Here is a 12,966-nt window from a genome sequence, read left to right on the forward strand (position 1 = left end):
CCTTTTGCATAAGCATGCCTGCTACGCACTTACGTAATCGGTATCGCCACTGGGCGATGAAACAGTGCGCATCGACATAGTGAGATACATTTCAATCGAAACTTTTTTCATCATTCTGCGTTAACAAACGAGGCAGAACGTCATGCCCATACCAGCAACCTTTTGATTGGCATGGAGAAAGCGCATTTTTACCAAAATCACAGACTTGATTAACACAGCTTTAATTCTTGGCGAACGCCCGTTACTATCGGGTCAGCCTCGCGATTTGGGAGCGCTTTTTCGCTCCCCCGCCGGGCATTAACCCCAGCCAAGATTTCTTGGAGAGAGAGAGAGCCAATGAAACTCAAGTCCAGCCAGCTGCGTGACGCAGTTGTGATCGCGCTTGTCGCCGGTGCCACCACCGCGACGGCCCACGCCCAGGAAGCCACCAACCTCGACCGTATCGAGGTCACCGGTTCGCGCATCCGTCAGGTCGATACCGAAACCGCCCAGCCCGTCCTGAGCATCAGCCGCGCTTCGATCGAGAAGAGCGGCTTCAAGACGGTTGCCGACGTCCTGCAGAACATCTCTGCCGCCGGCAGCCCGGCCATCAGCCGTTCCGAGCCGCTGTCCTCCGGTGAAGCCGTCGGTGGCTTCTACATCGACCTGCGCAACCTCGGTGCCGAACGCACGCTGGTGCTGGTCGACGGCAAGCGCCTCGGCGCCAGCGTCAGTGGCCTGCAGGACGTGTCGCAGATTCCGTCCTCCATCGTCGAACGCATCGACGTGCTGAAGGACGGCGCCTCGTCGATCTACGGCTCCGACGCGATTGCCGGCGTGATCAACATCATCACCCGCAAGAACTTCCAGGGCCTGGAAGCCAATGCCTACGTCGGCCAGTACGGCGAAGGCGATGGCCAGAAGAGCAGCTTCGACTTCGTGGCCGGCTTCACCGGTGATCGTGGTTCGGTCACCATCGGCGCCGAATACGCCGAAGAAAAGGCCGTCTGGGCCAAGGATCGCTGGTTCAGTAAGTCCCAGCGCACCAACCGCCACCCCGACCGCGGTTGGACCTCGGTCAGTCAGTGGGGCGCGCTCTATGATCTGAATGATGAAGAAGCACCGCTGCTGACGCTGAACCGTGGCGGAAATCCGTTCGATCCGAACGCCTATCACGAGACCGACCTCACCCCGATCACCGGTGACGTCAGCAACTCGAACGAGCAGATGCACCTGCTGACGCCGACCAAGCGTCGCTCGGTGTTCGCAAACGTGCAGTACGACCTGACCGACAACATCCGCTTCGTCTCCGACCTGCTGTACACCCGTCGCGAGTCGCAGGCCCAGGTCGCCGGTTATCCGCTGCAGTCGGCCGACTACGAGCGCCAGCTGGGTACCGTGCTCTCGCAGGACAGCTACTACAACCCGTTCGGCACCGACATGGGCTTCATCCGCCGTGGCTGGGAAGTGCCGCGCCTGTCGACCAACAAGCTGACCACCTTCCGCTTCACTGGCGCCCTGCAGGGCAGCTTCCAGTTCAATGACAAGTACTTCGACTGGGAAGCCGGCTACATCTACCAGAATTCGGAGAACCTGCAGACCCAGACCGGCAACTACAACATGCTGGCGGTCACCCAGGCCACCGGTGCGTCGTTCCTCAACCCGGCCACCGGCCGCGTCGAGTGCGGCACAGCCGCCGGCCTGGCCGCAGGCACCAACCCGATCTATGGCCCGGGCCCGGGCGGCTGCATTCCGTGGAATCCGGCCATTCCGTACGGACGTACCGGCGACGGCGGCCTGACCGGCAATCCTGCCCTGCAGCAGTTCCTGTTCCCGACCACCAAGAACACCGGTGAAGTCACCACCAAGACCTACTACGCGAACATCGCCGGCAGCCTGTTCACCCTGCCCGCCGGCGACCTGGGCTTCGCACTGGGTTACGAGTACCGCGAAGACAAGGGCACCTACGTTCCGGATGCGCTGTCGCAGTCGGGCTACTCGACCGATCTGGCCGCCGGCCCGACCGGTGGTGGCTACAACGTCAACGAAGTCTATCTGGAGCTGAACGTTCCGATCCTGGCTGACCTGCCGGGTGCCAAGGAACTGAGCTTCAACGCCGCATCGCGCTACTCGAAGTACAACACCTTCGGCAACACCACCAACAACAAGTTCGGCCTGAAGTGGAAGCCGATCGACCAGCTGCTGGTGCGTGCAACCTACGCCGAAGGCTTCCGCGCGCCGACCATCGACAACCTGTACGGCGGCAGCTCGCAGACCTTCGCCTACTTCACCGATCCGTGCGATACCGATTTCGGTCTGGCTGCCAGCGATCCGGCCACCGCCCAGCGTTGCGCCGCCGCCCTGGGCGCACTGGCCCCGAATTTCCGCCAGCTGAAGCAGGGTTACGTCCCGGCGGAAGGCCAGGATGAGCAGAGCCCGGTGCCGTTCAACGCCGTCTCCAACCCGAACCTGACTCCGGAAAAGTCCAAGTCCAAGACCGTCGGCCTGGTGTGGAGCCCGACCTTCGCCCAGGGCCTGAACATGAGCCTGGACTGGTGGAACATCAAGATCACCAACACCATCGTCACCGACGATCCGACCACCCAGCTCAACGACTGCTACGTGCTCGGCATCGCCGACCGCTGCAACTCGTTCACCCGCGACGCAACCCGCGGCATCGTGACGAACCTGACGTACGCACCGCGTAATGCCGGTTACCAGGAAACCGAAGGCTTCGACTTCGATGTGGCCTATCGCTTCGAAACCAGCAGCTGGGGCAGCTTCAACGCCAACCTGCAGAACACCTACGTCAGCAAGAACGTGCTGAAGACCACCAATGCCGAGTCGGTTCCGGTGTCGGTGCTCAATGGCTTCAGCAGCAACTTCCGCCTGCGTTCGAACCTGGTGCTGGGCTGGGAATATGGCGATTGGGGCATCACCTGGGGTACCCGTTACTTCTCCAGCGTGAAGGAACAGTGCTACTTCTCGACCGAGTGCAGCCTGCCTGACTTCGGCTCGCCGGATCCGGCACGCAACCAGCCGATGAACCGCCGTGGCGCCACCACCTTCCACGACGTCCAGGTCTCCTGGAACGCACCGTGGAATGCAACCATCGCCGTGGGCGCGCGTAACGTGTTCGACCATTACGGCCCGCAGATGTACTCGGCACCGAACTCGCAGTACTCCTACTACGGTGGTTACGACATCGGTCGCTTCATGTACATGCAGTACAAGCAGAAGTTCTGATCGGCAGCCTGATCAGCTGATGCAGCAACGGCCCCGCAAGGGGCCGTTGTTCTTTGTGCCGCATGGAAACAGCTGGCCAGCGCGCAACAAAAAAGGCCGCGGCATCGCCGCGGCCTTGCTTCGACATCATTCCCTGGCGCTCATCCGTTCGGAATCAGCGTCTCGATCAGATGCTCGACGTACGCCTCGAAATCCTCGCGCGCCTGCTTGGGTTGCTGCAGCTGCAACGACAACTGCAGGAAGCCGACATAGGCGGCGTAGGCAAGACGTGCGCGATGACGCGCATCGGTCGAGCTGAGCCCGGCCTGGCGGAACGAGGCGACCAGATAATCAAGGCGGCGCTGCGAGACGCGGTCGATCACCGGCCGCACCATCGGATGATCCAGTGCCTTCAGCAGCTCGCTGTAGATGATGTGCGGCTGCACTTCATGCGCCACCATCTGGAACAGCTGGCGCAGGCGCACGCGCGGATCCGGCACGTCTTCCAGGCTGCCGAACACCTGTTCCTGTTCGAACAGTTCCCAGCGTTCCAGCGCCGCCTGCAGCAAGGCATCGCGCGAAGGGAAATGCCAATAGAAACTGCCCTTGGTGACGCCGAGCCGCCGTGCCAGCGGCTCCACCGCGACGGCGCCGACACCTTGTTCAGCAATCAGATCGAGGGCCGCCTGGGCCCAGTCTTCGGCACTCAGGCGGCTGTTGCGGCCGGCGCGCGGTTCGCCGGCGGAAGCGTCAGGTTGATTCATGGGCTGATTTAACCATACGCCGGGGTTCGTTGCAGTACGCGGTTGCGGTCGAAACCGTCGCAGATCCCTCGGGAGGGTCAATTCAGGCGCGTTCCGCAGCGCACCATACCGTGCAGTATTGACTTCCCCCCGAAGCGATCCATACTAGCAAGTATGGTTACGTCCCCACCTCCCGCTGCGTTCCATGACCTGCGCCTGGACGCCGCCCATGGCGCCCGCCTGGCAGCCACCGCCAGCGACCATGGCCGGCGCGGCCGGGTGCTGTTCGCGCATGGCTTCGGCCAGACCCGCCACGCCTGGAATGCCACCGCCCGCGCACTGAACGCGGCCGGCCTGCAGACGCTGGCCTATGACGCCCGCGGCCACGGCGATTCGGACTGGAATGCCGCCGACCTGCCCTATCACGGCGAACAGTTCGCCGATGACCTGATCGTGCTGGCCGGCGAGCAGCCGCGCCCGCCGGTACTGGTTGCAGCATCGATGGGCGGGCTGTTCGGCCTGCTGGCCGAATCACGCTGGCCGGGCCTGTTCTCGGCGATGGTGCTGGTCGACATCACCCCGCGCTGGGACACGGCCGGCGTCGAGCGCATCCTGGCCTTCATGACCGCCCATCCCGACGGCTTCGCCTCGCTGACCCAGGCCGCCGACGTGATCTCGGCGTACATGCCGCACCGTCCGCGCAAATCCGAGCAGTCGCTGCGTGCCCTGCTGCGCGAGGACGGCCACGGCCGCTGGCGCTGGCATTGGGACCCGCGCCTGGTGGCCGAGCTGGCCCGCGACAGCGAACAGCACCAGGATGCGCTGGCCGAGGCCGCGCGCCAGGTGAAGTGCCCGCTGCTGCTGGTCAGCGGCGGACGCAGTGACCTGGTCACGCCGCAGACCGTGGCCGAATTCCTGGCGTTGGCGCCGCATGCGCGCCATGTACAGCTGCCGCAGGCCACGCACATGGTCGCCGGCGATGACAACGACGCCTTTACCGCTACTGTGTTGGACTATCTGGACGTGTTGCCCGCAGCGGACGCTGCGGCTTCGTCCGCCACAAACGAGCACGTCACCGGAGCACGCTCATGAGCATCGTTCTTCCCTTCCTCGCCCTGCTGCTGGCAGGCGCGTTCGTCGCCTACCACCGCATGCGGCTGGTTACCTGGACGCTGATCAGCGTGGCCCTGCTGGCCGCCTGCTGGTTCATTCCCTACGTCAACCAGACCGCCACGATCGTCGCGGCCGCTGTGTTGGCCGTCATCGCCGTGCCGCTGCTGCTGCCGTTCATCCGCAAGCCGCTGCTGACCGGCCCGATGATGAAGGTGTTCCGCAAGGTGCTGCCGCCGCTGTCGCAGACCGAGCGCATCGCGCTGGAAACCGGTTCGGTCGGTTTCGAGGGCGAACTGTTCACCGGTGATCCGGACTGGAACATCCTGCTGAACTATCCCAAGCCGCAGCTGACCGCCGAAGAACAGGCCTTCCTTGATGGCCCGGTGGAAGAGCTGTGCACGATGGTCAACGACTGGGAAATCACCCATGTCCACGCCGACCTGCCGCCGGAACTGTGGGCCTTCATCAAGAAGAACAAGTTCTTCGGCATGATCATCCCGAAGGAATATGGCGGCCTGGGCTTCTCCGCGCTGGCTCACCACAAGGTCATCCAGAAGCTGGCCTCGGTGTCCTCGGTGGTCAGCTCCACCGTCGGCGTGCCCAACTCGCTGGGCCCGGGTGAACTGCTGGTGCATTACGGCACCCAGGAACAGAAGGACCAGTACCTGCCGCGCCTGGCCGATGGCCGCGAAGTTCCCTGCTTCGGCCTGACCGGTCCGTTCGCCGGCTCCGACGCCACCTCGATCCCGGACTACGGCATCGTCTGCAAGGGCGAGTGGAACGGCGAGCAGGTGCTCGGCGTCAAGCTGACCTTCGACAAGCGCTACATCACCCTGGCCCCGGTCGCTTCGCTGATCGGCCTGGCCTTCCGCATGTACGACCCGGATGGCCTGATCGGCGAAACCCGCGACATCGGCATCACCCTGGGCCTGCTGCCGCGCGACACCGCCGGCGTTGAAATCGGCCGTCGCCACTTCCCGCTGAACTCGACCTTCCAGAACGGTCCGATCCGCGGCAAGGACGTGTTCATCCCGCTGACCCAGCTGATCGGTGGCGCTGCCATGGCCGGCAAGGGCTGGAACATGCTCAACGAGTGCCTGGCCGTGGGTCGCTCGATCACCCTGCCGTCCACCGCCAGCGGCGGTGCCAAGGCCGGTGCTGCGGTGACCGGCGCCTATGCGCGCATCCGCAAGCAGTTCGGCCTGTCGGTCGGCCGCTTCGAGGGCGTGGAAGAAGCGCTGGCCCGCATCGGCGGCAAGGCCTACAAGATCAGCGCACTGTCGCAGGCCACCGCCGCCGCGGTCGATCGTGGTGACGTGCCGTCGGTGCCGTCGGCGATCGCCAAGTATCACTGCACCAACATGAGTCGCGAAGTGATCTCGGACATGATGGACGTGATCGGCGGCAAGGGCATCATCCTGGGGCCGCGCAACTTCGCCGGCCGCAGCTGGCAGGCCGCGCCGATCGCGATCACCGTGGAAGGCGCCAACATCATGACCCGCAGCCTGCTGATCTTCGGCCAGGGTGCGATCCTCTGCCACCCGTGGGTGCTGAAGGAAATGAAGGCCGCGCAGGATCCGGATACCCGTGCCGGCCTGCAGGACTTCGACCGCAGCCTGTTCGGCCACATCCGCTTCGGCATCTCCAATGCCGTGCGTTCGTTCTGGTTCGGCCTGACCGGCGCGCGCTTCGGTGCCGCCCCGGGCGATGCCTATACCCGCCGCTACTTCCGCAAGCTGGACCGCTACTCGGCCAACCTGGCGCTGATGGCCGACATCTCGATGATGACCCTCGGCGGCAAGCTGAAGTTCAAGGAATCGCTGTCCGGCCGCCTGGGCGATGTGCTGAGCCACGTCTACATGACCAGCGCCATGCTCAAGCGCTACCACGACGAAGGCGCACCGCAGGCCGACCAGCCGCTGCTGGCGTGGGCCTTCCATGACAGCGTGCACAAGATCGAAGAGTCGCTGTCGGCCGCACTGCGCAACTTTCCGATCCGTCCGATCGGCTGGCTGATGTGGGCGCTGATCTTCCCGCTGGGCCGTCGCGCCGAGGCTCCGGGAGATCGCCTGAGCCGCCGTGTCGCCGCCCTGCTGATGGCGCCGAATGAAGCCCGCGACCGTCTGGCCAGTGGCGTGTTCCTGACCCCGTGCGAGAACAACCCGGGCGGCCGCATCAACAGCTACCTGAGCAAGGCGATCATGGCCGAGCCGGTGGAGCGCAAGTTCCTGAAGGCACTGAAGAGCAAGGGCATCGAGGCGCTGGACTTCAAGGCGCAGCTGGACGAAGCCGTGGCCGAGGGCGTGATCACCCAGGACGAGCGCAGCCTGCTGGAAGAGCTGCGTACGCTGACCCTGGACACCATCACCGTGGACGACTTCGACACCCACGAACTGCGCGCGGCCAGCTACTACGACCGCCAGCACAAGGATCCGCATTCGCAGGCCGCCTGATCGCCCGCGAAACGCGCTGCCTCGACGGCGGGCCTCGGCCCGCCGTCGCTTTATCCGCCGACCGGAATACCCCTCATGTCCACGCCCCTGCTCTCGCTCTACCACCGCCTGCAGCGCTGGCCCGCGGGCAACTGGCTGTTCTCGCGCGCGGTGTGCTTCAAGGCGCCCTACTTCGCCAGCATCGCGCCGCGCATCACCCGCCTGGAGCACGGCCGCTGCGAAGGCACGCTGGCCGACCGCCGCAGGGTGCGCAACCACATCGGCACGGTGCACGCGATCGCGATGTGCAACCTGGCCGAACTGACCGCCGGGTTGATGGTCGACGCGTCGCTGCCAAAGGGCATGCGTTGGATCCCGAAGGGGATGCAGGTGCAGTACCTGGCCAAGGCACGCGGCACGCTGCAGGCGGTGGCGCTGCCGGCACAGCCGATTGTCGTCGCGGCCGAGGGCTATGCGCTGCCGGTGACAGTGAGCGTGCGCGACCGTGCGGGCAACGAGGTGTTCAGCGCGGTCATCGACATGTGGATGTCGCCGGCGAAGTGAGGTTCCCGCGAACGGCGCAGCCCCTCGTGGGTGGACGGCGAAAGCGGTTTATCGGTTGGGCCGGAGGGATGGGTCCATGCGGGGACGCCGCAAGTACGTCCCTGTAGGCTTAGCCGCGCCATCCATGGCGCGGATACCCCGCCCGGCCCCACCCCTCCGGCCTCGGACAGATCACTGCGGCGTCCAGCCACGGAAGAGAAAAAAGAAGAGCAACAGCAAAAGCGGCCCACCGGCCGCTTTTTGCTGTTGCTGTTGCTGTTGCTCTTGATCTTCTTTTTCTTCTCCGTGGGCTGGCCGCGCACGGAAACTGTCAGGGGCCGGGCGGGTTGGGTTCGCGGGGGTGTCCGCGGCATGGATGCCGCGGCCAAGCCCACAGGGACGTACTTGCGGCGTCCCCCGCGAACCCAACCCGCCCGGCCAACCCCATGACAAGCTCCACGCGACCAACCCACGAGGGGCTGCGCCGTTGGCTGGAAACTACGCTACCGCGCGAAACACCAACGCCAGGATCGCAGGCACCGCCTGGATCATGAAAATGCGGCGGCTCACGCTGTAGGCGCCATAGCACCCGGCCACCACCACGCAGGCCAGCGAGAACGTCACCAGCACCGGTTGCTCGATCACCAGCCCCACCACGATGCCCGCCGCCAGGAAGCCGTTGTACAGGCCCTGGTTGGCCGCCAGCACGCGCGTGGTCTCGGCCTTCTCCGGCGTGTTGCGGAAGGTCTTCAGGCCCAGCGGGCGGGTCCACAGGAACATCTCCAGCACCAGGAAGTACAGGTGAAGCACCGCGACCAGTACGGTCAGCAGCAGCGCGATCAGCGACATCGTTTCTCTCCTCGGGAAGATGGGGCCGCGTCAGCGGTCGCGCGGCAGTTTCTTTTCTTCGCGCAGCACGCCGAACGCAGCCAGGGTCATGAAGCCGGCCACCAGCACGCCGCCGATGAACACCACGTGCGAACCGAACAGGGTCAGCGCCTTGTGGCCCCAGGTGAAACCCAGGTCCGCGCCGCGGTACACCACGGTATCGATCGCCGCGCCGGCCTTGTAGCGCCACTGCCGGTCCACGCGCGTGTAGATCGTCTCGCGTGCCGGCTTGGCCAGTGCGAACTCGCTGGCGCGGGTCATCACCTGCACCACTGCGACCATCAACGGCATCGGCGAGGCTGCCAGCACCGAGAAGCCGATCAGGATCGCGAACCCGGGAATCAGCAGCGCCGGCGCGATGCCATGGCGTGACAACAGCCAGCGGGTCAGGCCCACCTGCATCAGCAGCGCCAATGCATTCACTGCCAGATCGATGCGCGAGAAGAACGCGGTACTGGCCGCCGGGTCGGTGAAGGACGCGCGCACGATGCTGGCCTGCTGGTTGTACAGCAGCGTGCCGACGCCCACGCCGAACACCACCATCACCGCCAGCCAACGCAGCAGCGGCTCGCGCACGATCAGTTTCAGGCCGTCGAGCACGCTGCCGCCCATCGGCTGCTCGCCGGAGACCAGTTGCTGTTCGCGCTCGCGCAGCACCGCCCAGTGACGCAGCCGCCAGATGCACAGCAGGCACACGACCAGGAACCCTGCCGAGACCAGCATCAGGTTGGCGATGCCCACGCGCTGCACCAGCGCACTGGTGATCAACGGGCCCAGGAAGGCACCGAGGGTACCGGCGGCGCCGATGTAGCCGTAGTAGGCACGCGCCTGCGCATTGGAGAACACATCGGCCATGAAGCTCCAGAACACCGCCACCGCAAACAGGTTGAACACCATGACCCAGAAGAAGAAGGCCATGCCCCGGCCGGGTATGCCGCTGTCGAACAGCACGTAGAACCCCAGCAGGGTGACGATGAAGAAGCCATACACCGCCGGCAGGAACACCCGCCGCGGGAAGCGGCTGACCAGCCAGCCGTACACCGGCTGCAGCGCCAGCATGATCACGAACACGCAGGAGAACAGGAACTGCAGGACGAAGTCCTTCAACGCGACGCCGTGGCTGGCGAACCAGGCGATCAGCACGGGCGGGAACACCGTTTCCAGGTCCGCCGAGGCGGCCATGGCCTCACGCACCGGGCGCAGCACGTAGTAGCCGCTGAGCAGGCAGAAGAAGTACAGGAACGACCACCACAGCGCCGGCGACTCGCGCAGCGCCGCCGTCAGGCCTCGCAGCGGCCCCTTGCCCGGTGCAGCGCTCACGCAGCGCCCCTCGCCCACAGACGGCGGTTGGACAGCAGCATGGCAGGCTCCGGGGCAGTGAAGCGCGTACGTTAGCCAATGCACCGCAACATCGCCAGCGTGACGCGCCCCCGCGCCTGCGGATGGGCACGACGACCGGCCGGGATGACACGTTCCGATACACACTTTCGGGGCGTCAAAATTCCAACTTTTTCAACAAGATGCGCATTCATCTTCGCTTTGTTTGTGCACAGGGGAAAAGCGGCGCTAGAATCGCCATCAGCAGTCGCGCACGGGTCCAACCGATGAAAAAGAACAGCCTGCGTCGTCCGATCCGTTCGGCGGCCACCGGTTTGCTGGGCATGTTGATGCCCGTTGCCTTGTCCACCACCGCGCAGACACCGCCGGCATTGCCGCCGATGCCGACCAACATCGAATCCGCGACGGCTCCCACCGTCGCCCACACCCAGCCTGCGGCCTACCGCACCGGCCTGGTGCCGCACGTCCAGGCGCCGGCGGCTGGCTTCAACGTCGCCAACATCGAATCGATGGCGCAGCAGCTGACCTATGGCGAGCGCGTGCCAGGCATGGCGGTGGCGATCGTGCAGGGCGGCCGCATCCTCAGCGCGCGCGGCTATGGCGTCACCGACGTCAACAACCCGCTGCCGGTCGATGCGCACACCGTGTTCCGCCTGGCCTCGCTGTCCAAGGCCTTCGCCGGCACCATGGCCGGCCTGCTGGTCAACGACGGCACGCTGCGCTGGGACAGCAAGGTCACCGATTACGTGCCGGGCTTCCGCTTGAACTCGCCGGAAGCCACCGATCGCCTGACCGTGGCCGACGTGCTCAGCCATCGCGTCGGCCTGCCGTACAACGCCTACGACCGCGACATCGAAGGCAACGCCGAGTACTACTCGCTGACCCAGAAGCTGGCCAACACCAGCCTGAAGTGCCTGCCGGGCGACTGCTACGCCTACCAGAACGTGGCCTTCAGCCTGATCGGCGACGTCGTCTATGCGGCCTCCGGCAGCTTCTACGAGCAGTCGGTCGAGCGCCGCATCTTCAAGCCACTGGGCATGAACGATGCCAGCCTCGGCCTGGCCGGCATCCAGGCCAGCTCGCGCTGGGCGCGCCCACACGTGCGCAGCCGTAACGGCTGGGTTTCGCTGACGCCGAAGCCGACCTACTACCGCGTTGCTCCGGCGGCCGGCGTCAACGCCAGCGCCAGCGACATGGCGCAGTGGCTGCTGGCCCACACCGGCCATCGCCCCGACGTACTGCCGGCCCCCCTGCTGGCCACCCTGCATTCGAGCCTGATCAACACCCCCGGCGAGATGCGTTCGGGCTGGCGCCGCGAGCGCCTGCATTCGGCCGGCTACGCACTGGGCTGGCGTACCTTCGACTACGCCGGCCACGACGTGGTGTTCCATGCCGGTGCCGTGCAGGGCTATCGCGGCCTGGTCGCACTGGTGCCGGAACGCGATCTCGGCATCGCCATCCTCTGGAATGGCGAAAGCGGCCTGCCCAGCGGCCTGCTGCCGACCGTGCTCGACTCCGCGCTCGGCCTGCCGGCGCAGCGCTGGCTGGACGTGGACACTGACTTCGGCAGCGACAACCTGATGGCCGAGGGCGCCAGCCCGGCGCAGCAGGACAAGCGCAAGGGCAAGGGCGCCTCGGGCAATCGCGCGGTGGCTTCGCCGCGCTGATCAGCCGGGCTCGACAGTGAGCATGAAGGGCGGCCTGCGGGCCGCCCTTTTTGTTGGCCGTTGTAGCGTCGAGCCCTGCTCGACTGTTCGTGCAAAGCAGTCGAGCACGGCTCGACTCTACAGACACGAAGAAGCAGTCGAGCACGGCTCGACTCTACAGACACGAAGAAGCAGTCGAGCACGGCTCGACGCTACACATGCGGAACTAGTGCGCGAAGTAGTGCATGCCGCCGTCCACCGGAATCACCGCACCGGTGATGTAGGCGGCCAGCGGCGAGGCCAGGAACGCCACCAGCGGCGCCACTTCCTCCGGTTCACCGAAGCGTCCGATCGGGATGTTGCGGGCGATGAACGCGCGTCGGCTTTCCTCGGAGGGGTGCAGGCGGTCCAGGATCTGCGCGCTGTTGATGCGCCCCGGTGCAATCGCGTTCACCGTGATGCCCTGCCCGGCCACCTCCGACGACAGGCCCTTGCTCCACAGGTGCAATGCCGCCTTCGCCGCGGTGGCAGCGTTCACCGCCCGCGGTTCCATCGAACCGCTGAAATTGATCACCCGTCCCCAAGCCTGCGCCTGCATGCCGGGCAACAGCGCCTGGGTCAGCCGTCGCGCGGCGGAGAAGTTCAGGGCGATCGCTTCCTCCCAGATATCGTCATCGGCATCGACCGTGGTCGGCCGGGAACCGCCTGCGGCATTGACCAGGATGTCGACACGTTGCAATGCCTCTCGGGATGCGTCCGCGATGCGCCGGACGTCGCCGGCAACCGTGACATCGCCAGCCACGATGACAGGTGTGGCGCCGCCTTCGGCTTCGATCCGTGCCGCCAACGCCTGCAGGGGTGCCTGCTGACGCGAGGTGATGGCAACGCGCACGCCCTGGGCCGCCAGCTGCCTGGCGACGGCAGCACCGATGCCACTGGCCGCGCCCGTCACCAACGCGGTACGGCCTGCAAGATTCAAGTCCATGGTGTTCTCCTGTCAGCATGGCCGGCACATCCGGCCCCTGCACGACATGCTGTTTGATCACCCCTGATTGATAA

The 12,966-nt window shown here is 65.5% G+C and carries 9 protein-coding genes; 5 read left to right on the forward strand and 4 right to left on the reverse strand.

Translation table 11 applies throughout. The features are described 5' to 3' along the window. Nucleotides 1-336: 336 nt before the first annotated feature. On the forward strand, nt 337-3,225 hold the full coding sequence (locus ACZK1G_RS17005; RefSeq protein ID WP_049442991.1) for a TonB-dependent receptor domain-containing protein: 2,889 nt from the start codon (nt 337-339) through the stop codon (nt 3,223-3,225). 140 nt (nt 3,226-3,365) lie between these two features. Here ACZK1G_RS17005 and ACZK1G_RS17010 read toward each other — a convergent pair whose 3' ends face one another. Continuing rightward, nucleotides 3,366-3,968: a TetR/AcrR family transcriptional regulator gene (locus tag ACZK1G_RS17010; RefSeq protein WP_005418411.1), complete on the reverse strand. Its 603-nt coding sequence runs from the start codon at nt 3,966-3,968 to the stop codon at nt 3,366-3,368. A 153-nt stretch (nt 3,969-4,121) separates the two neighbouring features. On the opposite strand from ACZK1G_RS17010, the gene ACZK1G_RS17015 reads away from it, so the two are divergent. The 3 genes from ACZK1G_RS17015 (at nt 4,122) to ACZK1G_RS17025 (ending at nt 8,056) form a co-directional block, all read left to right on the forward strand. After that, the gene (locus tag ACZK1G_RS17015; RefSeq protein ID WP_014038164.1) at nt 4,122-5,039 is read left to right on the forward strand and encodes an alpha/beta fold hydrolase; all 918 of its coding nucleotides are present in this window, start codon (nt 4,122-4,124) and stop codon (nt 5,037-5,039) included. Further along, nucleotides 5,036-7,513 carry an acyl-CoA dehydrogenase gene (locus ACZK1G_RS17020; RefSeq protein ID WP_014038165.1) on the forward strand — a complete coding sequence of 826 codons (2,478 nt, stop codon included), beginning with the start codon at nt 5,036-5,038 and terminating at the stop codon, nt 7,511-7,513. The genes ACZK1G_RS17015 and ACZK1G_RS17020 overlap by 4 nt, the downstream gene beginning before the upstream one ends. Before the next feature lie 75 nt (nt 7,514-7,588). After that, nucleotides 7,589-8,056, forward strand: a complete 468-nt coding sequence (locus ACZK1G_RS17025) for a hotdog fold domain-containing protein (RefSeq protein WP_101765937.1) — start codon at nt 7,589-7,591, stop codon at nt 8,054-8,056. Between the two features lie 477 nt (nt 8,057-8,533). On the opposite strand, the gene ACZK1G_RS17030 is transcribed toward ACZK1G_RS17025, so the two are convergent. Together ACZK1G_RS17030 and ACZK1G_RS17035 are read right to left on the reverse strand one after the other, a co-directional pair. Further along, nucleotides 8,534-8,884, reverse strand: a complete 351-nt coding sequence (locus tag ACZK1G_RS17030) for a DUF1304 domain-containing protein (RefSeq protein WP_101765938.1) — start codon at nt 8,882-8,884, stop codon at nt 8,534-8,536. Between the two features lie 30 nt (nt 8,885-8,914). Further along, nucleotides 8,915-10,243, reverse strand: a complete 1,329-nt coding sequence (locus ACZK1G_RS17035; protein ID WP_101766439.1) for an NTP/NDP exchange transporter — start codon at nt 10,241-10,243, stop codon at nt 8,915-8,917. Between the two features lie 284 nt (nt 10,244-10,527). Between ACZK1G_RS17035 and ACZK1G_RS17040 the strand changes: the two genes are divergently transcribed. After that, complete coding sequence (locus ACZK1G_RS17040) at nt 10,528-11,928, forward strand: serine hydrolase domain-containing protein (protein WP_075676850.1); 1,401 nt, start codon at nt 10,528-10,530, stop codon at nt 11,926-11,928. A gap of 205 nt (nt 11,929-12,133) precedes the next feature. Here the strand turns inward: ACZK1G_RS17040 and ACZK1G_RS17045 are convergent, their stop codons facing one another. Further along, nucleotides 12,134-12,892: an SDR family NAD(P)-dependent oxidoreductase gene (locus ACZK1G_RS17045; protein WP_101765939.1), complete on the reverse strand. Its 759-nt coding sequence runs from the start codon at nt 12,890-12,892 to the stop codon at nt 12,134-12,136. Nucleotides 12,893-12,966: the final 74 nt, after the last annotated feature.

It is taken from the genome of Stenotrophomonas sp. 109824_Sma (assembly GCF_056480025.1).

Bases quoted from the DNA above. Each gene is read 5' to 3' on its own strand.
- ACZK1G_RS17005 (WP_049442991.1), top strand. From the start codon at position 337: ATGAAACTCAAGTCCAGCCAGCTGCGTGACGCAGTTGTGATCGCGCTT.
- ACZK1G_RS17010 (WP_005418411.1), bottom strand. From the start codon at position 3,968: ATGAATCAACCTGACGCTTCCGCCGGCGAACCGCGCGCCGGCCGCAAC.
- ACZK1G_RS17015 (WP_014038164.1), top strand. From the start codon at position 4,122: ATGGTTACGTCCCCACCTCCCGCTGCGTTCCATGACCTGCGCCTGGAC.
- ACZK1G_RS17020 (WP_014038165.1), top strand. From the start codon at position 5,036: ATGAGCATCGTTCTTCCCTTCCTCGCCCTGCTGCTGGCAGGCGCGTTC.
- ACZK1G_RS17025 (WP_101765937.1), top strand. From the start codon at position 7,589: ATGTCCACGCCCCTGCTCTCGCTCTACCACCGCCTGCAGCGCTGGCCC.
- ACZK1G_RS17030 (WP_101765938.1), bottom strand. From the start codon at position 8,884: ATGTCGCTGATCGCGCTGCTGCTGACCGTACTGGTCGCGGTGCTTCAC.
- ACZK1G_RS17040 (WP_075676850.1), top strand. From the start codon at position 10,528: ATGAAAAAGAACAGCCTGCGTCGTCCGATCCGTTCGGCGGCCACCGGT.
- ACZK1G_RS17045 (WP_101765939.1), bottom strand. From the start codon at position 12,892: ATGGACTTGAATCTTGCAGGCCGTACCGCGTTGGTGACGGGCGCGGCC.